Source organism: Nonomuraea rubra, from assembly GCF_014207985.1.
Lineage (GTDB): Bacteria > Actinomycetota > Actinomycetes > Streptosporangiales > Streptosporangiaceae > Nonomuraea > Nonomuraea rubra.
On the sequence record NZ_JACHMI010000001.1, the window covers coordinates 4,533,600 to 4,557,019 of the forward strand.

The window sequence follows — 23,420 nt, forward strand, 5'->3', positions numbered from 1 at the left end:
GGCCGCCTTGCCTGGTGGCCGCTGCCGGTTGTGGTCGCTGCTCGGGTTGTCTCTGGAGGGCGGCGGTTGACGGTGGTCCTTTTCGGGAGCCGGCCGCCGGTGGTGGTTCTCGCTCGGGCTGCCGCCGGTGCTGGTCCTCACTCGGGTTGCCGCCGGTAGCCGTCGGCGGTCGCGATCAGCTCGACGACCCGGCCGCGGGGCAGGCCGCAGCGCCGCTCGCAGCCGGCCCAGTGGACGGGCGTTCCGGGGGCGCGGTCCAGGCCCTCCACCCAGCGCCGCGCGTCCGCCTGCACGTCCGCCAGCGCCTTCGCGCAGCCGGGGCGGCCGGTGCAGGCGGTGACGCCGGCCCAGGGGGAGGCCGGGTCGGTGATGAGGCCGGCGCCGGCGAGTGCCCGCTCGGCACGTTCGGCCCCGGCGGGGGAGAGGTCCAGCGACACGGCGGTCCGCCACGGGGTGAACCGTACGGCCGGGCCGCTGTCGGCGAGGGCCCGGACCTGGGCGGGCGTCAGCCTGCCGAGCGGCACCAGTACCTCCAGCGCCACCCGCCCGTCCCGCTGCACCAGCCGCCCGGCCCGCCGCCCGCCGGTCGTCTCCTGGGCCGTCGGTTCAGCGGCTGGGCCGGGGGCCGGTCCCTGGGGTGTTGGTTCGGCGGCTGGGCCGGCGGTCGGTTCTGGGGACGGTGGTGCGGCGGGTGGTGCGGACTTGAGCGCGCGGGCGGCCGGGTCGGCGGTCAGGTGGGCGGCGATGCGGGCCGGGCCGTTCTCCAGCTCGTGGATGCGCCAGGCGCGGGGAGCGCCGTCCGGGCGCAGGTCGAGGAACGCCTCCGCGGCGGCGATCATGAGCGGTACAGCGGACTCCGGACCGCAGGTCAACCCGGTGTCCCGGCCCGCCAGCAACAGCCGCCTTTCACCGGCCTCCTCGCGAGTGGGCGGCCTGCCGCAGATCCCGGCCGCGTACGTCACATCCGCCCCGAGCCCGGCCACATCCCCCGACCCGTCATCCACCGCGAACAGGAACCGCCCCGGCAGCCCCGCCAGCCGGGGCAGCCCGCACAGCGCCCGGTCCAGGGCCTCCGCCAGGGCGAGCGCGTCCAGCGACCCACCGGCGCCCCGGCCGCTCAACGGCGAGGCGACGATGTTGCGGACACGTTCGTGCTCGGCCGACGGCAGCAGCCCGGCCGCGGCGAGGTGCCCGGCGAAGGCGGCGGGGGAGTGGAGGCCGCGTACCTGGACGTTCGCCCGCGAGGTGAGCTCGATCACGCCCGAGCCGAACGTCTCGGCGCCGTCCGCGAGCGCATGGAGCTGGGCGGCGGACGCCGCGCCGCCGGGCAGGCGGACCCGGGCCAGCGGGCCGTCCGCGGCCTCGTGTACCTGTAGCGCGCCCGGACAGGCGTCAGGACGGATCCGTCCGGAAAAGTCGGCTATGGACACGAAGAGGATGGTAACGCCAGTTCTGGTGGAGGCCGGTCGTGCCGTAGTCTCCTGGTAGGCGATGGCAATGGGAGGAAGCCGGTGCGAAACCGGCGCGGTCCCGCCACTGTGACCGGGGAGCGAACCCCACCGCAGGCCACTGCCCGGCGACGGGTGGGAAGGCCGGGGTGAGCGCTGATCCGGGAGCCAGGAGACTCCTGCCGTCGTGTCACCCGCGACCGGGGCGAGGACCCCGAGGGAGGAATGCTGCCGTGCCTGGCGACAGCCGTACCGTCCTGCTGCTCTCGACATCGGACACCGACCTGCTGAGCGCCCGCGCGAGCGCGGCCCCGTACCGGCTGGCCAATCCGGCCAGGCTGGCCGCCGGCGACCTGCCCGCGCTGGTGGAGGGTGCGGACCTGGTCGTGGTGCGCCTGCTCGGCGGGCGGCGCGCCTGGGAGGAGGGGCTGGACGCGCTGCTGGCCGGCCCGAGGCCCGTGGTGGTGCTGGGCGGGGAGCAGGCGCCGGACGCGGAGCTGATGGAGCTGTCCACGGTGAGCGGTGGCGTCTGCGCCGAGGCGCACGCGTACCTGGCCCACGGCGGGCCGGCGAACCTGGCCGAGCTGCACGCCTTCCTGTCGGACACCGTGCTGCTGACCGGCCACGGGTTCGCGCCGCCCGCGCGGACGCCGTCCTGGGGGAGGCTGGAGCGGGCGGCCAGAACGGGCCGGCCCGGCACCCCGGGGTACGAGCCCGTGGTGGGGGTGCTCTACTACCGGGCGCACCACCTGGCGGGCAACACCGCGTTCGTGGAGGCGCTCTGCGCGGCGATCGAGGACGCGGGCGGCCGGGCCATGCCGATCTTCTGCTCGTCCCTGCGCACCGCCGAGCCCGAACTGCTCGACGCACTCCGGGCCGCGGACGTGCTGGTCGTGACGGTGCTGGCGGCGGGCGGCGCGCGTCCCGCCACGGCCGCCGCGGGCGGCGACGACGAGGCGTGGGACGTGGGCGCGCTGGCCGCGCTCGACGTGCCGATCCTCCAGGGCCTCTGCCTGACCACCAGCAGGCAGGCGTGGGAGGAGAACGACGACGGCCTGTCGCCGCTGGACGCCGCCTCGCAGGTGGCGATCCCCGAGTTCGACGGGCGGATCATCACGGTGCCGTTCTCGTTCAAGGAGATCGACGAGGACGGGCTGACCGTCTACGCCGCCGACCCCGAGCGGGCCGCCCGGGTGGCCGGCCTCGCCGTACGGCACGGGCTGCTGCGCCACGTCCCGCCCGCCGGGCGGCGCCTGGTCGTGATGTTGTCGGCGTACCCGACCAAGCACTCCCGCGTCGGGAACGCCGTCGGCCTGGACACCCCGGCCAGCACCGTACGGCTGCTCGCCAGGCTCGCCGAGGCAGGGTACGACCTGGGCGACGGCTTCCCCGGCGTGGCCGAGCAGGACGGCGACGCGCTCATCCACGCGCTGATCGCCGCCGGCGGCCAGGACCAGGACTGGCTGACGGAAGAGCACCTGGCGGGCAATCCGGTACGGATCTCCGCCGCCTCGTACGAGCAGTGGTACCGCACGCTGCCCGGGGACCTGCGGGCCGCGATGGAGCGGCACTGGGGGCCGCCGCCCGGCGAGCTGTTCGTGCACGACGGCGATCTCGTGCTGGCCGCGCTGCGCGCCGGGAACCTGGTCGTCATGGTCCAGCCGCCCCGCGGCTTCGGCGAGAACCCGATCGCCATCTACCACGACCCCGACCTGCCGCCCAGCCACCACTACCTGGCCGCGTACCGCTGGTTGTCGGCCGAGTTCGGCGCGCACGCGATGGTGCACGTGGGCAAGCACGGCAACCTGGAATGGCTGCCGGGCAAGTCGGCGGGGATGTCCGCCGCGTGCGCCACCGACGCGGCCATCGGGGACCTGCCGCTGGTGTACCCGTTCCTGGTGAACGACCCCGGCGAGGGCACCCAGGCCAAGCGGCGGGCGCACGCCGTGCTGGTGGACCACCTGGTGCCGCCGATGGCCAGGGCCGACACGTACGGGGACATCGCGCGGCTGGAGCAGCTCCTGGACGAGCACGCCACCATCGCCGCCCTGGACCCGGCCAAGCTGCCCGCGATCCGGGCGCAGATCTGGACGCTCATCCAGGCCGCCCGGCTCGACCACGACCTGGGGCTGGCGGACCGGCCGCACGACAGCGAGTTCGACGACTTCCTGCTGCATGTGGACGGGTGGCTGTGCGAGGTGAAGGACGCGCAGATCCGCGACGGGCTGCACGTGCTCGGGCAGGCGCCGGTGGGGCAGGTCCGGGTGGATCTGGTGCTGGCCATGCTGCGGGCGCGGCAGCTGTGGGCCGGGCGTGAGACGCTGCCGGGGCTTCGTGAGGCGCTCGGGCTGGTGGAGGACGGGACGGCGGGGCTGACGGCCGTGGATCGGGCCGAGGCGGTCGCGCGTTCGCTGGTGGAGGGGATGGAGGAACGCGGCTGGGCACCCGAGGCGGCCCCCGAGGTCGCCCGCGCCATCCTCACGGACGCGCCGCCAGTGCCCGCCGACGTGCCGGCCGGGAGCGACGGGGATGAGGTTCCCGAGCTCGTCACCCGCATCCTCACCTTCGCCGCCACCGAGGTCGTCCCCCGGCTGGCGCGCACCACCGACGAGCTCGACCACGTCCTGCACGCCCTGGACGGCGGGTACGTCCCGGCCGGGCCCAGCGGGTCGCCGCTGCGCGGCCTGGTCAACGTGCTGCCGACGGGCCGCAACTTCTACTCCGTGGACCCCAGGGCGGTCCCCAGCAGGCTGGCCTGGGAGACCGGGCAGGCGATGGCCGAGTCGCTGCTGGAGCGCTACCGCGCCGACACGGGGGAGTGGCCGCGCTCCGTGGGCCTGTCCGTCTGGGGCACCAGCGCCATGCGGACGGCGGGCGACGACGTGGCGGAGGTGCTGGCGCTGCTCGGGGTCCGCCCCGAATGGGACGAGGCCTCCCGCCGCGTCACCCGCCTGGAGCCGATCCCGCTCGCCGAGCTGGGCCGGCCCAGGATCGACGTGACGGTCCGGATCAGCGGCTTCTTCCGGGACGCGTTCCCGCACGTGGTGGCGATGCTCGACGACGCCGTACGCCTGGTCGCCGCCCTGGACGAGCCGCACGAGCACAACTACGTACGCGCCCACGTGGCCGGGACGGCGGCAGGGGCGGCGGGCGACGAACGGCGGGCCACGATGCGCATCTTCGGTTCCGCGCCCGGCGCGTACGGTGCGGGGCTGCTGCCACTGATCGACAGCCGCAACTGGCGCGACGACGCCGACCTGGCCGAGGTGTACGCGGTGTGGGGCGGCTTCGCCTACGGCCGGGACCTCGACGGCGTGGCCGCCCGCCCGCAGATGGAGGACGCCTACCGCCGCATCGCCGTGGCCGCCAAGAACGTCGACAGCCGCGAGCACGACATCGCCGACTCCGACGACTACTTCCAGTACCACGGCGGCATGATCGCCACCGTCCGGGCACTCACCGGCAGGGCCCCGGCCGCCTACGTCGGCGACAGCACCCGGCCGGACGCCGTACGCACCAGGACGCTCTCCGAGGAGACCGCCCGCATCTTCCGCGCCAGGGTCGTCAACCCGCGCTGGCTGGCCGCGATGCGGCGGCACGGCTACAAGGGCGCGTTCGAGCTCGCCGCCACCGTCGACTACCTGTTCGGCTACGACGCCACCACCGGGGTGGTCGCCGACTGGATGTACGACAAGCTGACCGAGACGTACGTGCTCGACCCGGAGAACCAGGCGTTCCTGGCCGAGTCGAACCCGTGGGCCCTGCACGGCATCGCCGAACGCCTCCTCGAGGCCGCCGAGCGCGGCATGTGGGAGCGGCCCGATCCCGAGGTGCTGCGCGGTCTGCAGGAGATCTATCTCAAGACCGAGGGAGACCTGGAGGACGACACCAGCCGCTGAGCCGTCCCCGGCGTGCCGGCCCAGTGCAGGTGCAGGTAAGAGGCCGCCACCAGCGCATCGCCGTACCCGTCGCCGCCGCTCTGACCGGTGCTCCTCCCGTGGGTGCCGGTGCCGCTCCGGCGGGAGCGATCCTCCCAGCGGAACAGTGGCGGGCCCGCGTACTCGACCGTGGTGCGGTGGAACTCGTGCCCGCGGAAGCGCTCGCCCGGCCTGGTCAGCGGCGTACGCGCGAGCGCGACGGCCTCCCGGTAACCGAGCGTGAGCCGGGACGTCATCGAGGCCCGGCCAGGGACGCGGCCGCACATGCGCCGCCCGTCCAGCTCGTCGCACAGGTACAGCAGCCCCGCGCACTCGGCCACGATCGGCCCGCCGAAGGCCGCCACCTGTGCGCGCAGGGGCTCGTTGGCGGCCAGCTCGGCGGCGTACACCTCGGGGAAGCCGCCGCCGATCACCAGCGCGCCGGCGCCGTCCGGCAGGCGCTCGTCACGCAGCGGGTCGAACGTCACGACGTCCGCCCCCGCCGCCCGCAGCAGCTCCACGTGCTCGGCGTACCCGAACGTGAACGCCGCCCCACCCGCCACCGCCACCACGGGCCGCACCCCCGCCACCGCACCGACGCGACCGGGGAAACCGGTGGAAACGCCCAGCCCGCCGGGTCCGCCCAGCGCGCCGGGTCCGCCAAGCCCGCCGGGTCCGCCAGGCCCGCTGACCTGGCCATCCCCTCGGCCCCAGGCGGCGGCGACCGGATCCCAGGGAAACGCGTCCAGCGGAGGAGCCGACCTCGCCAGCCGCAGCAGCGCATCCAGGTCGCACGACCGGGCCACCAGCGCGGCCAGCCGCTCCACCGCGTCCACCGCTTCCCCCTGCCGCTCGGCCGCGGGCACCAGCCCCAGATGCCGCGACGGCGTGAACACGGCATCATCCCGCCGCACCACCCCCAGCACCGGCACTCCCACCCCCGCCAGCGCGGAACGGCATAACTCCGCATGCCGATCGGACCCGACCCGGTTGAGCACCACCCCGCCCACCCGCACCCGCGGATCGAACGTGGCGAACCCGTGCACCACCGCCGCCACCGACCTGCTCTGCCTGGACGCGTCCACCACCAGCACCACGGGCGCGCCCAGCAGCCGGGCGACGTGCGCGGTCGAGGCGAACTCCGTGTCGCCCCTCCCGTCGAACAGCCCCATCACGCCCTCGACCACCGCGACCTCGCACCCCGCCGCCCCGTGCAGGAACAGCGGCACGACCCGCTCCTCACCCTGCAGCCACGGATCGAGGTTCCGGCCGGGCCGCCCGGTGGCCAGCGCGTGATAGCCGGGATCGATGTAGTCGGGGCCGACCTTGTGCGGCGAGACCCGCAGGCCGCGCGCCCGCAGCGCCGCCATGAGCCCCGTGGCCACGGTCGTCTTCCCGCTGCCGGACGACGGCGCCGCGACGACCAGCCGCGGGATCCTCACCACTCGATGCCCTTCTGGCCCTTCTGCCCGGCGTCCATGGGATGGCGAACCTTGCCCATCTCCGTCACCAGATCAGCCACCTCGACCAGCCGCTCGGGCGCGTCCCTGCCGGTGATCACGACATGCTGGTTCCCCGGCCTGCCGGTGAGCGCCGCAATCACGTCGTCCAGGTCCAGCCACCCCCACTTCAGGGGATAGGTGAATTCGTCCAGCACGTAGAACCGGTACGTCTCGGCCGCCAGATCCCGCTTGATCTGCTCCCAGCCCTCCCGGGCGTCGGCCGCGTGGTCCTCCTCGGTGCCGGGCCGCTGGATCCACGACCAGCCCTCGCCCATCTTGTGCCAGGTGACCGGGCCGCCCTCGCCGCTGTCCCCGAGCACCTTGAGCGCCCGCTCCTCGCCGATGCGCCACTTCGCCGACTTCACGAACTGGAACACCCCGACCGGCCAGCCCTGGTTCCACGCCCGCAACGCCATCCCGAACGCGGCCGTGGACTTGCCCTTGCCGGGGCCGGTGTGCACGATCAGCAGCGGCCTGGTGCGGCGCTGCCGCGTGGTGAGACCGTCGTCGGGCACGACGGCCGGCTTGCCCTGCGGCATGATCAACCCGCCTTCCCGCGATCCCGCACCCCGCGGTCACGCATCCCGTGGTCACGCATCCCGTGGTCACGAGCGCTGCGGTCCTGCACCTGCCGTCCCCGCGCCCTGGGGTCTCGTGGCCTGTGGTCGTGGACGACCGACCCGAGGTCGGTCAGCGAGTCGAGAGGGACGAGCCGCGCCCGCAGGCGAGCCGCCAGCCGCACCGCCAGGCCGAGCCGCACGGGCCCGCTCTCACAGTCCACGACGACCGCCGCCGTCCCGGCCAGCAGGGACGCCGCCCGTTCCACGGAACCGCCCGCCGTGGCCCGCCCATCGGTCACCAGCACGAGCAGCGGCCGCCGCGCGGGATCGCGCAGCCGTTCGACGCGCAACACCTCGGCCGCCCGCACCAGCCCCGCCGCCAGCGGCGTACGCCCGCCGGTGGCCAGCGTACGCAGCCGCGCCGCCCCCACCTCCACCGACGACGTCGGCGGCAGCGCCACCTCGGCCCCCGAGCCCCTGAACGTGACCAGCCCCACCTTGTCGCGCCGTTGGTAAGCGTCGAGCAGCAGGCTCAACACGGCCGTCTTGACCGCCGTCATCCGCTTGCGAGCCGCCATCGAGCCGCTCGCGTCCACCACGAACAGCACGAGGTTGCCCTCCCGGCCCTCACGCACCACCTCGCGCAGGTCGTCCCCGCGCAGCACCAGCCCCGCGCCACTACGCCCGCGCTCCCTCTGGTACGGCGCCGCGGCCCGCATCGTCGCGGCCACGTGCAGGTCGCGCACCCGCCCCGACGGGCGGCGCGCCCCGGTGCCCCGCCCCTGCGACGCCCGCGACCTGGACCGCCGCCCGGCCGCCCCCTCACCGATCCCCGGCACCTCCAGCAACGGCACCCGGTACGGCCGCGCCACCCCGGCCACCCGCGAACCGCCCTCCCCGCCTCGGCCCTCCCCGGTTCCGGTCTCCCCGCCTCCGATCTCCCGGGCTCCGCCGCCCGTCCGCTCGGTGACGCCGCCGTCCGCCTGCGCGGCGTCCCACGCTGTGTCCGGCGTGCCGGATCCGGGCCACCGCCGATCATCGGCCTGGCCCCTGGTGTGCTCCCGTCGCCCGTCGTCTTCCCGGTCGCCCTGGCCGGCGCCCTGTCGGTGAGCGTCGCCCGCCTGGTCGCCCGCGGCGTCGCTCCAGCCGCCGTCAGGCCCGGGAGCCCGACCCGGCCCATCATCGGCTCCAGACGGCCGGCCCGGCCCGCCGTCGGGTCCGGAGGGCCGGCCGGGTTCGCCGTCGGGACCGGAAGCTCGGCCGGGTCCGCCGTCAGGCCCGTCAGGCCCGTCCGGGTCGTCATCGTCGCCGGAGGTCCGCTCCAGCAACTCGTCCAGCAACGCCTCGTCCAGCCCCGGCGCGTCGAACGGGTCACGCCGCCTCCGGTGCGGCAGCGACAGCCTGGCGGCGGCGCGTACGTCCTCGGTGGTGACGCTGTCGCGGCCTTGCCAGGCGGCGTGGGCGAGGGCGGCGTTCGCCGTGACCAGGTCGGCCCGCAGCCCGTCCACCTCGAACGCCGCGCACACCGTCGCGATCTGCCGCAGCCGGGCGTCCGGCAGCCGCACCTCCGCCACCCGGCCCCTGGCGGACGCGATCCTCCGGGCCAGCGCCGCCTCCTCACCGGCCCACCGCGCCGCGAACGCCTCGGGGCCGGTGTCGAAGGCGAGCCGCCGCCGCACCACCTCGGCGCGTTCGGCGGGGTCGCGGGACGCCTTCACCTCGACCGTCAGCCCGAACCGGTCGAGGAGCTGGGGGCGCAGCTCGCCCTCCTCCGGGTTCATGGTGCCCACGAGCAGGAAGCGGGCCGCGTGACGTACGGACACGGACTCGCGCTCGACGTAGCACGTCCCCAGCGCGGCGGCGTCGAGCAGCAGGTCGACGAGGTGGTCGTGGAGGAGGTTCACCTCGTCCACGTACAGCACGCCGCGGTGCGCGGCGGCGAGCAGGCCCGGCTCGAACGCCTTCACCCCCTCCGTCAGCGCCCGCTCCACGTCGAGGGAGCCGACCAGCCGGTCCTCCGACGCGCCTACCGGCAGCTCCACCAGGGCCGCCGGACGGCCGACCCCCTGGGCGCCGGCGTCGTGCGGGCCGTCGGGGCACTCGGCCGCGGGCGCCGCCGGATCGCAGGCGAACCGGCAGCCGGGCACCACGTTCACGGCGGGCAACTGGGCCGCCAGCGCCCGCACGATCGTGGACTTGGCGGTGCCCTTCTCGCCGCGTACGAGTACCCCGCCCACCCGGGGGGAGACGGCGTTGAGCACCAGCGCCAGCTTCAGGTCGCCGAGGCCGACGACGGCGCTGAACGGGTAGGTGACGATCAAGACTCAGACCTTTCGGTTGACGTACGCGATCCGCCAGCCGTCCCGCGCGGCGATCAGCTCGGTGGCGGACAAGGGGGCGAGATCGAATCGAGCGGCGGCCATGGGGCCCAGCCCCAGCGCATGCCCGAGCACCGCCCTGATGACCCCGGCATCACAGACCACGACCAGCGGCACCGGGACGGGCCGCCGGCTCGGCGCGCGGGTCGGGGTGGGGGTGTCGTGCTGGGTGGGTTCTCGGGTCGTGGCGAGCCAGGCCGCCACCCGGTCCGCGAACGCGGCCGGGCTCTCGCCGCCGTGCGGTGCGGCGTGCGGGTCGGACAGCCAGCGTGCCAGCGCCTCCGGCTCCTCCCGCGCGACCCGCTCGTACGGCAGGCCGCGCCACCGCCCGCAGTCCGCCTCCCCGAGCGCGGCGCACACCCGAGGCTCCAGCCCCATGGCCAGGGCGGTCTGCCGTGCCGCCCTGGCGGGGGAGACCCACGCCTCCCGCCCCACGACCAGCGGGCGCAGGGCGGCGGCCCTGGCCAGGCTCGCGGGATCCGCGCCCCCGTCGCCGGGGAAGCAGGCCGCGCGCATGCCAGGTGTCGTCGCGTGCCGGATGAACAACACCCGGCTCAGCTCGACGAGGCCGGAGACGGAGGCGTGGACGAGGTCGTAGGTGAGGTGGGTGGTGCGGTCGCCGGGCGCGTGGTCGCCGCGTGCCTGGCCGACACGCGGTCGCTCGCCCAGCCGAACAGCACCCCGAAGGCCGCCCAGAACACGACCTGCGTCCCGAGCGAGGCGATCCGGAACTCCCACAGCAGGGTCGCGGGGAACCCGCCGGGCACCTCGTCGACCCCGGGCAGCAGCATCCACGCCGCGATCACCGGAACGAGGAAGCCGCCCGCGGCCGCCACCCACCGGACCCAGGGATCCGCCGACGAGGCCCGCCGGGCCGTCGCCACCGCGATCGCCGTCGCGGCCAGTCCGACCAGCACGATCACCACGTACAGGAGCGTGCGATCGTTGATCGTCGCGGGATCACCTACGGCGGGTGGATTGGCGGGATATTTCACGAACGGTACGAGGACGACGGCGGTGAAGGCGGCCCCGGCCGTGGCCAGTGCCAGCCGCCCGTCCGAGCGTGGCCCGACCCGTCCCCGCAGCCCCGCGAACACGAGCGCGAAGACACCGCCCACGGCCAGCCCGTACAGGCCGGTGGCGAGAAAGAGCCCGGCCTTCTGCACCGGCCTGGACACCACGGCCTCTTCGCCATGATCATGCCCGTGATCATGCGGAGCCGCCTCGCCGGACGCCTGGGCAGCCGGCTCGTCCGATCCGTGTGCGGATGATCCGGCCGGTTCGTGGGCGGGCGGGGCCGCCGCTTCTTCGAGGGCGATCGCGCTGTCCACGTGCGGCTCGCCGAAGGCGAAGGCGAAGCCGCCCGCGATCAGTCCGGCCAGCAGGCCTGCCCACAGGCCCCTGACCAGCAGGGTGCGTACCATGCCCGCGCCCTCTAGTGGCAGGGCACGCCGAGCAGATGACGCCCGTCGTGCATCAGTTCGTGCAGGAACGCCCCCGTCTGGGAGACGGCGCCGTTGTCCATCAGGACGAGGTACGCGACGAGCAGCAGCACGGGCACCGCCGGCAGCCAGAGGCGCAGGCGGGGGAAGGGAATGGCGGCGGAAGGAGTGGTGAGTCCACTCATCTGATCCTCCTCAGGGTTGACGCGTCCCATTCAGCGAGGTCACGGCCGCCAAGCGACCTGGCTCCCGGGATCTGCGTCCCGGATACAGTGGCGCGTCCGCACCGGCATCTCACCGGATTTCCCTTGGACAACCGTGAAATCTACCGGAACGTATCCCTTCATCCGGTTCGCGTCAACATCATGGTGGTGCTGACCCCCGTACGACCTGGGGTGCGCGCGGGAATGTGATCGCGGCGCCCGGAGCGGACCCTGGAGCGGACGTCACCTCGTCCCCCAGGGAGGGTCCTCATGTCCGCCGCACCGCACGCGCTGCGCCGCCAGGTGGCGCAGTGGCACAGGCCGCTGATGCTGTTCGTGGCCTCGATGCTGGTCCTGCTCGCCGTGTCGCTGGCGGGGCTCGTGCTCGACGACCGGGTGCTGCAGGGGGCGCCCGTCTGGCTCAAGCCGTTCAAGTTCGCGGTGTCGCTGGCGATCTACGGAACGACCCTGGCCTGGATGTTGTCCCTGCCGCACCGGGGCAGGCGGTGGACCTCCGGGCTGGCCACGGTCTTCGCGGTCGCGGCGTTCGTGGACGTCGGGATCGTGGCGGTCCAGGCCGCGCGCGGCACGTTCAGCCACTTCAACGACACGGCGGAGCCCTTCGAGGAGGCGGTCCAGCGCGTCTTCGGCCTGGGCGTGATGAGCATGATGCTGGCCAACCTGGTGCTCGCGATCATCCTGACCGTCCAGCGGGTGGGGCCCGACCGGGCGGCGAGCCGCGCCATCCACGCCGGACTCCTCCTGGCCGTCGGCGGCATGCTCCTCGGCTTCCTCATCCCGTTCCAGGGCAAGCCCCACACGGGGCTGACGACCGACGGCGTGCCGGTCCCCCTGGGGAGCGGCCACAGCGTGGGCGTGCCGGACGGCGGCCCCGGGCTGCCGATCACCCAGTGGAGCACCACCGGCGGCGACCTGCGCGTCCCCCACTTCGTCGCCCTGCACGGCTTCCAGGTGATGCTGCTCCTCGCCCTCCTGCTGGCCTGGCTGGCCGCCCGCCACCCGATCCTGCGCGACGAGCGCACCCGGGCCCGCCTGATCGGCGTCGCCGCCCTGGGGTACGTCGGCCTCGTCGCCCTGGTCACCTGGCAGGCCCTGCGCGCCCAGCCCCTCACCAGCCCCGACCTGCTGACCCTGGGCGCCGCCGCCCTGCTGGCCGGCCTCACCACCGTGGCGTGCGGCGCCGTGCTGACGGCTGCCCGCCGAGGCGGCGGCCTCGCCACCCCGGCGGACGCCCGCCGGGGTGGCGAGACCGTCACGGGCGCAGGCCAGGCCGGTCCACGACCCCGCTCGCGATGACGCTGCCCCAGCCGAGGAGCTGCCCCTTCCTGACCGAGTAGTACGCGCCGGGCTGCTCGAAGTCCCGGACCACGATCGTGCGGTACCCCAGGTACTCGTACGTGTCCGGATCCACGAAGATCTCGTCCCGCAGGTAGCCCTCGTGCACCCGGTACAGCGTCACCCCCGGCCGCCGGGCCAGGTCCGTGGCCCGGGCCTCGTACCGGACGCCGGGGATCTTCGCCAGGGCGCCGTACATGGCCGCGCGGAGTGTGCGGGGCAGCACGGCGTCCCGCATGCCCTGCACGATGTGCTGGAAGGCGTACGTGTGCCGCTGCTCCTGGGTCAGCGGCGGCACCGTGGCGCGGCCGCCGCGCCGTTCCTCCTGGCGCCGGGCATGCTGGGCGTCGACCTCCGCGTACACACTGGCGAGCAGGGCGGCCGGGTCGGTCGGCAGCGAGAGCAGGTACGGGTAGGTCACCTCGAACTCGGAGCCGTCCACCACCTTCAGCTCCCCGTCCTCCAGGTAGGCGAACTGCTTCTCGTCCGCCCGCCGCCACAGCTCGTGCGTCCTTGTCCTGGTCTTCGACTGCTGGAGGACGTTCCGGCTCTTGACGTACGCCCACTGGCCGGGCTCCGGCACGGGATCAGGGGCGGCGGCGGCCAGCGCCGCCGCGTTGCCGGCCAGGTCCTCGGCGCTGGCCACCGGGCCCAGCCGGAGTGGGGTGGCCGGCGGCTGCGCCTGCACAGGCGTGGAGCCTTCACGGGTCGCGGTCATGGTCGTGATCACCGCGACCAGCACCACGGCGAGCGCCGCGGCGCCCAGACCCACCACCCACCCGAGCCGAGGCCGGACCCGGGGACCGGGCGGGCGGGCGAACACCCGGGGGCGAGACCCGCCGGCCCGGGGCCGGGGTGCGCTCAGGTGGGCGAGCAGGCGGGCGCGCGCCCGCGCGACCACCTGATCGTCGGCTTCCGGCATGGCGTCATGGCGATCCTTGAGCTGCCGCAGCTCATCCACGATCATCCACCTCCTGTGCGGGCAGGCCGAGCGCCGAGCGGAGCCTGCGCCTGGCCCGGGTGACGCGCGAGCCCACGGTGCCGGTCGGGATGGCCAGGGCCCGTGCCACCTCCGTGTAGCTGAGCTCGGCGCAGGCGACGAGCAGCAGCGCGTCGCGATCTCCCTCGGACAGCCCGGCCAGCCCCTTGGCCAGCGCCGGGTTCAGCTGTTGCGCGCTCACCCGGTCGGCGACCCGGTCGGCGTGGTTCTCCACGTCACCGGGGCCGGTGGCGCGCCCGAGCGCACGGTAGAGGCGGATCTCGGCGCGGCGGTGGCGGCCGATGAGGTTCGTCGCGATGCCGTAGAGCCAGGCCCGCGCGCTCGGGTACGCCAGGTCGTACTGGTCCCGCTGGTCGAACGCGGCCAGGAACGTCTCGGAGGCGACGTCGTCGGCGGCGCCCGCACCGAGCCGGGCGGCCACGTACCGGTGGATCGCCGTGAAGTATCGGTCGAAGATCACCGAGAACCGCTCCGGCTCGTGGCGGGACCGCTCGATGATCGACGCGTCGGTCGTCTCCTCCGCCGTGCGTACGGAGGGAGAGGGATCAGGGGCATGCACCGGCAGCCTTTCCATGGGGGTCATCGGCACTGATTGCCCGACCCCCGCATCCTTCTTCACGCCTCCAGAGCCCGCCTGCGATCCCGGCACGGCAGGCGGGCTCCGGGCACGGGCCGGTTACCAGGTGACGGGCAGCTCGTTCATGCCGTACACGGTGGAGTCGTCCTTGAACGAGAGCTCCTCGGCGGGCACCGCCAGCCGCAGCCCGGGCAGGCGCCGCAACAGCGTGGTGAAGACGATCTCCAGCTCCACCCGGGCCAGGCTCTGCCCCAGGCACTGGTGCGGGCCGAAGCCGAAGGCGAGGTGGCTGCGGGCGTCACGGTCGATGTCGAACCGCTCGGGGTCCTCGAACGCCTCGGGGTCGCGGTCGCCGGCGTTGGCCAGCATGAGCACGCCGGACCCGGCGGGGATCACGGTGCCGCTGAGCTCGACGTCCTCCAGCGCCACCCGCGCCATCGCCAGCTCGGCGATGGTGAAGTACCGCAGCAGCTCCTCCACCGCGCCGGCGGTCTTGCCGGGGTCGGCGCGCAGCGCCTCGAGCGACTCGGGGTGCTGAAGGAGCATGTACGTGCCCAGCGAGATCATGTTCGCCGTGGTCTCGTGCCCGGCGATCAGCAGCAGGAACGCCAGGCTGAGCAGCGCCAGATGGTCGGCCTCGCCGTTCTCGCGCTGCTTGAGGATCTGGCGCCCGAGCAGGTCGTCGGTGGGCTCCTGCTCCTTGGCCGTGATCAGCTTGTCGAGGTAGACGACCAGCTCCAGGACGGCGTGCTGCCGCTCCTGCTCGGTGGCCGCGCGGTTGAGCAGCTGCGCCGAGTGGACCTGGAAGAAGTCGTGGTCGGAGTACGGCACGCCGAGCAGCTCGCAGATCACCAGAGACGGCACCGGCAGCGCCAGCGCCGTCACCAGGTCGGCGGGGCGCGGGCCGTCGAGCATGGCGTCGAGGTGGTCGTCCACGATCTGCTGGATGCGCGGCCGCAGCGCGGCCATGCGGCGGACGGTGAACTCGCCGATCACCATGCGGCGGGCCTGGGTGTGCTCGGGCGGGTCCATCTCCAGCAGCATCTTCGGCAGCGGTGAGGCGGCCATCTGCCCGTCGGCGCTGCTCAGGCGGGGCGCGTTGGGGTGGCGGCGGTCGGCGCTGAACCGCGGGTCGCTCAGGATCGTGCGGATGTCCTCGTAGCGCGTGGCCACCCAGGCTTCGCGCCCCGTGGCCAGCGCGACCTTGGCGACGGGCTGCTCGCGCAGGAACCGCAGGTGCTGCTCCGGCGGGCCGAACGGGCAAGTGCGGGCGGTCTGGAGCGTCGCGGTGGAGTCGGTGGTCAAGGCTCTCCCATCACCATGGTGTCCTGCAAACACAACTTCCCTACACCTGTAGCCTAACCTTCAATTGTCCGGGACACTACACTGACGTGCGTGACGACCACCAGAGACCGCGAGGAGCAGGCCGATCCGAGGGTGCGTCGCACCAAGGCGGCTCTGCGGGCCACCCTGATCGAGCTCGTCCAGCACCGGGATCTGTCGAGGATCAGCGTGGCCGACGTCGCCGAGCGGGCCGGGATCAGCCGTTCCACGTTCTACGACCACTACCGCGACGTGCACGAGCTGGCCGCTGCCGCCTGCACGGCCATGATCGACGAGCTCATCGACGCCATCCCCGGCCGTGCCGCGCCGGGCCCGGCCGGGGTGCCGTCCGACACGCTGCTGACCTTCTTCGCGCACCTCGCCGAGCACGCCGGCCTCTACCGCAGCGTGCTGGGCCCGCAGGGCAGCGCCCGCGTCATGGACCACCTGCGCCACCGCGCCACCGTGACCGTGTACGCCAACCGCACCGGCGCCGGCCTGCTCGACCGCGCCGCGGACATCCCGCACGACGTCCCGGCCGCCTTCACGGCGGGCGCCCTGCTCAGCGTCGCCACCGACTGGCTCCGGCGCGGCTGCCCCTGCCCGCCCGCCGAGATGGCCGCCCTGACCCGCCCGCTGCTCGTGGCCCTCTACCGCGAGGACACCTGACAGCCGCGCGGGAGTGGCCTGATCACGTGCCGGCCCCCGCGGCGTGGCCGGCACGACCTACAGCGTGAACCAGCTCGTCGACACGTCCAGCCCCGTGTGGGTGTGGCAGTGGAGGCGGAACGGCCCGTCCGGCTTGCCGCGGATGACGAACACGCCCAGGTCGTCGATCTCCAGCGGCCCCCCGTTGCCGGCCCCGCCCTGCACGTGGATCTCCCCCGCCTGCGGCGGCACCACCTGGCCGAGCAGGGCGCCCTCGGTGATCTCCAGCTCGATGGTGAGCTGCGTGGCGGCGAACGTGAGCGCCCGCAGCACGGCGGAGTCCGCGCGCAGGGCCGCCGCCTCCTCCTCGCGATGCATGGCCGAGTCGTAGGTCAGCTCGGCGAGCTCGGCCAGCTCCATGTCGAGGTCGATCTCCCGCCAGGCGAACGCCGACTTCCCCGCCTCGACGAAATCGCGCGGGACGGCTTCCGCGGCCTCGATGGCCGCGCGGAGCCGGGCGAGCAGCTCGTGGTCGTCCCACGCCTCAGACATGGCTATCACCTTCCCGCACCTCCATGTCCGCCCTCATCAGGGCGGACAGCGCCGCGTCTGCGCGCAGTCTCGCCAGGCAGCGCGATCGGGTGGGGCCGATGCTGCCCACGGCCATGCCGAGCCGGGCGGAGATCTCGGTGTAGGAGACCTCCAGCATGAGCAGCGACAGCAGCCGCTGGCAGCCGGGCGACAGCTCGGCGAAGGCCGCGCGCAGCACGGCGTTGCGCTCGGCCTCCTCCACCGCCCGCGTGATGTCGTCGCCCTGGTCGTCCGCGGTGGTGGCGGCGTCGAGCGGGTACTCCGCGGTGTCCAGCCTGCGCCTGGCCCTGCGGACGCGGACGCACTCGCGTTTCGTCGTCGTGGCCAGCCACGAGCCCAGCCGCTCCGGGGCTCTCAGGCGCGACAGGTGCTCCACCGCCCGCATCCACACGTGCTGGGCGACGTCGTCGATGTCCCGGCGGTCCAGGCCGTACGCCCTGCAGATCGACCAGAGCATGGGAGCGTACCGCTCGACGAGCCGGTCCCACGCGCCCTGGTCACCCGCGCGGGCGCGGATGACCAGGGCGTCCACCGCGAAATCCTCCGGCATGGGCAGGTCCTTAGCAGACGCCTCCGCCGTCACTTCATGAACCGCACGATGTCGAGACCGGCGGGTGGGGCGGAGTCGTACGTTGTCGGGGCCCTATCAGGGTCCTCCCAGAAGAGCTTGTCCGCCAGCTCCCGGACCGGGACTCCCTGGCTGTAGGCCTTCTGGGCGATGGCGCCGCCGGCGTACGCGGCCGCGAACGAGGTGCCGCTCCACGTGGCGTGGCCGGGGGCCGGGAAGACGGCCGACCGGTCCGTCACCTTGACCACGCCCGCCACCACGTCGAGCTCGGCCATCCAGACCTGGCCGGGCAGGAAGAACCCGGGCAGGTTCACGCCGGGCGCCGTGCAGTCGGTCCAGGGCGCCTCCTCCAGCGTCGGGCAGAAGTACGCCGCCGCGTCGCCCGCCTCGTTCCTGGCGCCGACCGCGATCACCGTGGAGCTGGCGGCCGGCCAGATCGGCGTGTTCGGGGGCAGCTCGGAGAACTGGGTGCCCTCGGGCGCCGCGGCCTTGTCCTGGCCGTTGTTGCCGAGGGCGGCCACCTTGACGATGCCGCTCGTACGCTCGCAGGCGCGGGCCAGGATCAGCGGCTCCCGCCCGTCGGCCGTGGCGCCGCCCAGCGCGATGATCATCATGTCCAGGTCGTCGTCCAGCGCGCCGACCATCGTGGTGGCCAGCTCCCAGGAGCTCGTGGTCAGCTTCTTCGCGTCCAGCACGGGGTAGATGACGAACTCGGCGTCCGGCGCCTGCGCCGCCGCCACCGAGGCGACGAAGATCGCGTGCCCGCTGAAGGACACCTGCTGCTGCTCCTCGGTGAGCAGCGCGCCGGGGGACCCGAGCAGGTACCGCCCGGCCAGCTTCGGGTGCGGATGCAGCGGCGTGTCCAGAATGCCGATCCGGGGCCGCCGCCGGGTCGAGTCCGATCGCGCCGGCAGGCCGAACGCGGCGACGGGCCGGGGATCACCGACGCTGCCCCCGCTGTACGGCGAGCCCTCGATGTTCTCGTAGACCCGGACCTTCGCCACCACCGGCTGGTACCCCTGGTGCGCGGCGGCCGAGGCCTCGCGGAGATGGAACAGCAGCAGGTCCAGGGGAGAGGGCGTCTCGCCCTCCATGTAGGTGCCCGCGGCCGCCGCCCTGACCCGCTCCACCAGCCCCGGACCGAGCGACCCGACGCCGGCGGCGATCCCGCCGAGCCTGTACCGGTGCAGGCCCAGCCGCGCGCTGGCGGCGAGGAACGTCATCGTGATCTGGAGCGCGTCGAGCCTCTGACGTACCTGTCGCAGGTCCTTCGGGTCGAGCACGATCTCGTCGCTGCGGAACGCCTCGATCCGGCGCCTGACCACGTTGTAGTCGGCCATCGCTGTCTCCCTTGGGGTGTGGTGATAGCGCGCGCCGGAAAACAGAGAGCAGTTGTCGCCCGCCTGATACATCACACGGGGCCGTTTTCACGGCACACTCCCGTGAGTGAGTCAGAGCCCTTCCGATCCGGGCGCGGAGCTGCTGCGGCTCGCCGAGTCCGACCCTGCCCGCCTGATGGTCGTGGCCGCCGGCGTGGCGCGGCGCGCGCGGGACGAAGGCGACCTCGCGCTCGCCTCGGTGGCGGCGCGTGCCCTGGGCATCGCGGCGTTCCACGTGACGGACCTGCACGTCGCCGCCCGGCACCTGCGCGAGTCCATCCGGCTCGCGCAGCGAGCCGGGTCACCGGAGCTGGCCGCCGAGGCGCGCCTGCGCCTGTCCTTCGTCTGGTGCGTACGCGGCCGCATGGACCAGGCGCTGGCCGAGGTGGACCGGGCGCTGCCCGATCTGCGCGGCGCCGGCAGGGCCAGGGCGGAGGCCCAGCGGGCCGTCATCCACAACCACCTGCGCAGGCCGGACGAGGCGCTGGCCGCCTACCGCCTCGCGGTTCCCGCCCTGATCCAGGCCGGGGACCACCTGTGGTTGCAGCGGGTGTTGTCGAACCGCGGGATCGTGCACGGGCTCCGCAACGAGTTCGCCGCGGCGGAGCACGACCTGCACGAGGCGGAGCGGCTGTGCCGGCGTCTCGGCCTGGACCTGTCCCTGGCCATCGCCTGGCAGAACCTCGGCTGGATCAGCGCACTGCGCGGCGAGGTGCCGGCCGCGCTGCGCTACCTCGACCTGGCCGAGCGGCGTTTCCGCAGGCTCGACACGCACCAGCTCTGCTGGACGCTGGCCGACAGGACCGAGTTGCTGCTGTCGGCCGGGCTCGTCGCGGAGGCCAGGGAGGCGGCCGAGGAGACCCTGGCCGAGTTCGCGCGGCGCAAGCGCACGGTGGGCGTGCCCGAGGCCCGGCTGCTGCTCGCGCGCACGGCGTACCTGGAAGGCGACCACGAGCAGGCGGTGCGCGAGGCCCGCCGCGCGGCGCTCGGCTTCGGCCGGCAGCACCGGCCGGAGTGGGCGGTGGTGGCCAGGTTCGTGGCGCTGAGCTCGTCGGCGGCGGCGGGCACTCACCGGGTCAGCGTGGGGCGGGTGGAGCGGTGCGCGGCCGAGCTGGCCGCGGCCCGCCTGCTCTCCTCCGAGGTGGAGGCCCGCATGCTCGCCGCCAGGCTGGCGATGGAACGCGGCTGGAGCGAGCGCGCCCAGCGGCAGCTCGAACTGGCCGCGCGGCGGCGGCTGCGGGGCCCCGCCATCCAGCGCGTGGCCGCCTGGCACGCCGAGGCGCTGGTACGGCTGGCCCGGGGCAACCGGCGGGGCGCCAAGAGCGCGCTGCGGACCGCGTTGCGCGTGCACGACGAGCATCGCGCCACGCTGGGGGCGACCGATCTGCGGGCGCACGCGTCCGGGTTCCGGGTCGGGGCGGCCGAGCTGGGGCTGCGGATGGCGCTGGGCGACGGCCGGCCCGAGGAGGTGCTGGCCTGGGCGGAGCAGGGCCGGGCCAGGCACCTGCTGATGAAGCCGGCCCGGCCGCCGAACGATCCGCGGCTGGCCGGGGCGCTGGACCAGCTCCGGATCGTGGTCGCCGACCTCGGCCGGCGGCGCGCCGCCGGTGAGGACATCACCGTGCTGACGGAGCGGCAGGTCAGGCTGGAGCGGGAGATCCGCGACTACTGCCGCCACCACGCAGAAGGGGCCGCGCTCGCGGCGCCGGTGCCGCCCCGGGAGCTGGGGCGGGCGCTGGGGGAGCGGGCGCTCGTGGAGTTCGTGCACGTCGATGAGGTGATGTACGCGATCACGGTGGTGGACGGGCGGGTCCGGCTGCGGGAGCTGGGGCCGCTGGGGCCCATCCGCGCGCTCGTCGAACGCGTGCCGTTCGCGCTGCGCCGGATGGCCAGGCGGCAGTCGCTGCCGGGCAGCCAGGACGCCGCTGAGCTGCTGCTGCGGGGCACCGCGGAGCGGCTGGACGGGCTGCTGATGCGGCCGCTCGCCGCCGACGTGGGGGACCGGCCGCTGGTGCTGGTCCCCAGCGGCCCCGTCCAGGCCCTGCCGTGGTCGGTGCTGCCGTCGTGCGCGGGCCGCCCGCTGAGTCTGTCGCCCTCGGCGACCCTGTGGCACACCGGGAACCAGGCAGGCGCGACCTCGCGACCGGCCGGTGAGGCGCAGGGGCCGGTGCCGGCGGCGGCGAGCCCGGTACTGGCGGGGAGGCCGATGCCGGTGGCGGGGAGGCCGGTGCTGGCGGCGGCGGGGCCCGGGTTGCCCGGCGCACGTGCGGAGGCCGAGGGGGTGGCCTCCATCCATTCCGTGCCCGCCCTGGTCGACGAGGCCGCGGGCACGGAGGCGGTGCTGGCCGGGCTGGACGGCGCCCGGCTGGCGCACATCGCCGCGCACGGCCACGTGCACCCCACCAACCCCCTGTTCTCCTCCCTCCGCCTGGCCGACGGCCCGCTCACGGTCTACGACCTGGAACGCCTGCGCCACCCGCCGGAGATCGTGATCCTGGCGGCCTGCGACAGCGGCCGCTTCGTCGTCCGCCCGGGGGACGAGCTGCTCGGTCTCAGCGCCACGTTCCTGGCCCTGGGCACCCGCACCATCGTGGCCCCCGTCCTGTCCATCCTGGACGTCGAGAGCACCACCCTCATGATCGCCCTGCACAAGCTGCTGGCCGCCGGCCACTCCACGGCCGCCGCGCTCGCCCAGGCACAGCAGCAGGTGGCGGGCGAGGACCTGGCGGCGTACGCGGTGGCGGCCGGGTTCGTCTGCATGGGGGCGGACTCGACCGTGCCCGGCTGACCGGCCGGTATCAACGGGACACCCGCCTGCTCTGGTGCGGGTTAGGCGCGCTCGCGACTGCGATCCCAGAAGGAGCCGACCGCACATGAACCGTCACCAGCGCAGCGACTACTACCTCTCCGACGAGGGCACCATCTACCAGCCCGACGCGGGGGCAAGCCGCCGGCAGCCGTCGACCTGGGAGGAGCTGCGGCACTTCCGCTTCTCCCGCCTCGTCCCCCAGGAAGGCCCCGATCCGGCCGGCGGCCCCGTGGACACGTCGCTGGCGGAGCGGCTCGCCGCGGCCATGGTCCCGCACAGCCAGGACGAGCAGGACGAGCAACCGGACTCCGCGATCCCCGCCGGCTACACCTACCTCGGCCAGTTCGTCGACCACGACCTCACCAAGGACGTGACCGACAGGACCCTCGGCGAGCGGGTCACCGTCGAGCAGCTCATGCAGGGCCGCTCCCCGGCCCTCGACCTGGACTCCCTCTACGGCTTCGGCCCCGGCCACCCCGACAGCGCCGCCTGCTACGAGCCGGACGGCGTGCGGCTGCGCACGGGCCGCACCGCCGGCGTGGGCGACCTGAGCGAGTTCGACGGGTTCGACCTGGCGAGGGTGCGGGGCAGCGGCGAACCGCTGATCCCGGACCCGCGCAACGACGAGAACCTCGCGGTGGCCCAGATCCACCTGGCCTTCGTACGCTTCCACAACCGGATCGTGGACGACCTGGTCAGCCAGGGCACGCCGAGCGCGCTGCTGTTCGACAAGGCGCGGGAGCGGGTCGTCCTGCACTACCAGTGGGTGCTGCGCCACGACTACCTGCCCAGGATCGTGGACCCCGCCATCCTCGACGAGGTCTTCACCCACGGCCGCCAGCTCTTCGAGGTCCCGATCGACCCGTACGGGAACGGCAGCCGGTACGCCACCGCGGTCCCGGGACGGCTGCCCACGATGCCGATCGAGTTCTCGATCGCCGCGTTCCGGATCGGGCACAGCATGGTGCGCGACGGCTACGAGTGGAACAGCGTCTTCAACCAGGACGGAACACCGGCGACCCTGGACCGGCTCTTCACCTTCTCCGGCACCGGCGGCGAGCTGAACGGCGACAACCGGCTGCCGTCCAACTGGATCCCGGACTGGCGGAGGCTGTTCGATCTGGCCGGGGACGGCGAGGCCGGGCCCGCGTTCGCCCCGCCGGCCGGCGGCCTCAACCGCGCCAAGCGCATCGACACGCTGCTGGGCCGCTTCCTCGGGCAGCTCCCGCCCGGCACGTTCGGCGGCGGGCTCGCGGACGGCATCCCGGCGCGGATCCAGCGGAACCTGGCCTTCAGGAACCTGGTCAGAGCCGACATGGTGCGGCTCGCCACCGGGCAGCAGGCGGCGCGGTTCATGCAGCAGTACACGAAGCTCAGCCCGCTGAGCGCCCGGGACATCCTCGACGGCGAGCGGGGGGCCGACCTGAGCGGGCTCAGCGGCGACGACCGGAGCCGGATCGCCGACCACACGCCGCTCTGGTTCTACGTCCTGCGCGAGGCGGAGATCAACGGCGGGGTGCTGACCGGTGTCGGCGGCCGGATCGTCGCCGAGGTCATGCACCGCGCCATGGAGGGCAGCCGGCACTCGATCGTCCGCCGGCCCGGCTGGAGACCGGACCTGCTCTCGCCGGGCGGCCGGTTCACCATGGCCCACCTCCTGCTGCACGCGTTCGACCACGACCCCGTCCTGCTGAACCGCGTGCAGTGACACGAAACCGG

18 protein-coding genes and 1 riboswitch are annotated in these 23,420 nt (G+C 74.2%); of the genes, 5 read left to right on the top strand and 13 right to left on the bottom strand.

Going from position 1 to position 23,420, the window contains the following annotated elements; genetic code table 11:
* Positions 1–137 precede the first annotated feature (137 nt).
* Positions 138–1,430 (bottom strand): precorrin-3B synthase, encoded by a 1,293-nt coding sequence (gene cobG, locus HD593_RS20690; RefSeq protein ID WP_221524859.1) that lies wholly within the window; start codon positions 1,428–1,430, stop codon positions 138–140.
* Positions 1,431–1,446: 16 nt separating this feature from the next.
* Positions 1,447–1,649, top strand: a riboswitch (cobalamin riboswitch).
* A gap of 32 nt (positions 1,650–1,681) precedes the next feature.
* On the opposite strand from cobG, the gene cobN reads away from it, so the two are divergent.
* Complete coding sequence (cobN, locus tag HD593_RS20695) at positions 1,682–5,347, top strand: cobaltochelatase subunit CobN (protein WP_312903569.1); 3,666 nt, start codon at positions 1,682–1,684, stop codon at positions 5,345–5,347.
* Here the strand turns inward: cobN and HD593_RS20700 are convergent.
* The 6 genes from HD593_RS20700 to HD593_RS20725 are packed head-to-tail and all read right to left on the bottom strand — an operon-like array spanning position 5,302 to position 11,432.
* The gene (locus HD593_RS20700; protein ID WP_312903571.1) at positions 5,302–6,810 is read right to left on the bottom strand and encodes a cobyrinic acid a,c-diamide synthase CobB; all 1,509 of its coding nucleotides are present in this window, start codon (positions 6,808–6,810) and stop codon (positions 5,302–5,304) included. The genes cobN and HD593_RS20700 overlap by 46 nt on opposite strands.
* Entirely contained in the window at positions 6,804–7,406 is a 603-nt protein-coding gene (cobO, locus tag HD593_RS20705) for a cob(I)yrinic acid a,c-diamide adenosyltransferase (protein WP_185103796.1), read from the bottom strand. The genes HD593_RS20700 and cobO overlap by 7 nt, the downstream gene beginning before the upstream one ends.
* A gap of 2 nt (positions 7,407–7,408) precedes the next feature.
* Positions 7,409–9,748 carry a VWA domain-containing protein gene (locus HD593_RS20710; RefSeq protein ID WP_185103797.1) on the bottom strand — a complete coding sequence of 780 codons (2,340 nt, stop codon included), beginning with the start codon at positions 9,746–9,748 and terminating at the stop codon, positions 7,409–7,411.
* A gap of 3 nt (positions 9,749–9,751) precedes the next feature.
* Positions 9,752–10,354, bottom strand: coding sequence for a histidine phosphatase family protein (locus HD593_RS20715; RefSeq protein ID WP_185103798.1), 603 nt, complete (start codon positions 10,352–10,354; stop codon positions 9,752–9,754).
* A gap of 5 nt (positions 10,355–10,359) precedes the next feature.
* Complete coding sequence (locus HD593_RS20720) at positions 10,360–11,229, bottom strand: CbtA family protein (RefSeq protein ID WP_185103799.1); 870 nt, start codon at positions 11,227–11,229, stop codon at positions 10,360–10,362.
* A gap of 11 nt (positions 11,230–11,240) precedes the next feature.
* Positions 11,241–11,432 (bottom strand): CbtB domain-containing protein, encoded by a 192-nt coding sequence (locus HD593_RS20725; protein ID WP_185103800.1) that lies wholly within the window; start codon positions 11,430–11,432, stop codon positions 11,241–11,243.
* A gap of 288 nt (positions 11,433–11,720) precedes the next feature.
* Between HD593_RS20725 and HD593_RS20730 the strand changes: the two genes are divergently transcribed.
* Complete coding sequence (locus HD593_RS20730) at positions 11,721–12,767, top strand: hypothetical protein (RefSeq protein WP_185103801.1); 1,047 nt, start codon at positions 11,721–11,723, stop codon at positions 12,765–12,767.
* Here the strand turns inward: HD593_RS20730 and HD593_RS20735 are convergent.
* From HD593_RS20735 to HD593_RS20745, 3 genes are all read right to left on the bottom strand, one after another.
* A complete protein-coding gene (locus HD593_RS20735) occupies positions 12,724–13,773 on the bottom strand; it encodes a CU044_5270 family protein (protein ID WP_185103802.1) in 1,050 nt (349 codons plus the stop codon). The genes HD593_RS20730 and HD593_RS20735 overlap by 44 nt on opposite strands.
* Positions 13,760–14,389, bottom strand: a complete 630-nt coding sequence (locus tag HD593_RS20740; protein ID WP_185103803.1) for an RNA polymerase sigma factor — start codon at positions 14,387–14,389, stop codon at positions 13,760–13,762. Before HD593_RS20740 ends, HD593_RS20735 begins: the two co-directional genes overlap by 14 nt.
* Before the next feature lie 93 nt (positions 14,390–14,482).
* Complete coding sequence (locus tag HD593_RS20745) at positions 14,483–15,688, bottom strand: cytochrome P450 (protein WP_185103804.1); 1,206 nt, start codon at positions 15,686–15,688, stop codon at positions 14,483–14,485.
* 90 nt (positions 15,689–15,778) lie between these two features.
* Here HD593_RS20745 and HD593_RS20750 point away from each other — a divergent pair, with 90 nt between their 5' ends.
* Positions 15,779–16,375 (top strand): TetR/AcrR family transcriptional regulator, encoded by a 597-nt coding sequence (locus HD593_RS20750; RefSeq protein WP_312903573.1) that lies wholly within the window; start codon positions 15,779–15,781, stop codon positions 16,373–16,375.
* Between the two features lie 57 nt (positions 16,376–16,432).
* Here HD593_RS20750 and HD593_RS20755 read toward each other — a convergent pair whose 3' ends face one another.
* Genes HD593_RS20755 through HD593_RS20765 form a run of 3 tightly spaced genes read right to left on the bottom strand, consistent with a single transcriptional unit; the run spans position 16,433 to position 18,853 of the window.
* Entirely contained in the window at positions 16,433–16,906 is a 474-nt protein-coding gene (locus tag HD593_RS20755) for a PDZ domain-containing protein (protein ID WP_185103805.1), read from the bottom strand.
* Positions 16,899–17,495 carry an RNA polymerase sigma factor gene (locus HD593_RS20760; RefSeq protein WP_185103806.1) on the bottom strand — a complete coding sequence of 199 codons (597 nt, stop codon included), beginning with the start codon at positions 17,493–17,495 and terminating at the stop codon, positions 16,899–16,901. Before HD593_RS20760 ends, HD593_RS20755 begins: the two co-directional genes overlap by 8 nt.
* A gap of 29 nt (positions 17,496–17,524) precedes the next feature.
* The gene (locus HD593_RS20765) at positions 17,525–18,853 is read right to left on the bottom strand and encodes a S8/S53 family peptidase (RefSeq protein ID WP_185103807.1); all 1,329 of its coding nucleotides are present in this window, start codon (positions 18,851–18,853) and stop codon (positions 17,525–17,527) included.
* A 106-nt stretch (positions 18,854–18,959) separates the two neighbouring features.
* On the opposite strand from HD593_RS20765, the gene HD593_RS64410 reads away from it, so the two are divergent.
* Together HD593_RS64410 and HD593_RS20775 are read left to right on the top strand one after the other, a co-directional pair.
* Positions 18,960–21,680 carry a CHAT domain-containing protein gene (locus HD593_RS64410; protein WP_185103808.1) on the top strand — a complete coding sequence of 907 codons (2,721 nt, stop codon included), beginning with the start codon at positions 18,960–18,962 and terminating at the stop codon, positions 21,678–21,680.
* Between the two features lie 85 nt (positions 21,681–21,765).
* Positions 21,766–23,409: a peroxidase family protein gene (locus HD593_RS20775; protein ID WP_185103809.1), complete on the top strand. Its 1,644-nt coding sequence runs from the start codon at positions 21,766–21,768 to the stop codon at positions 23,407–23,409.
* Positions 23,410–23,420: the final 11 nt, after the last annotated feature.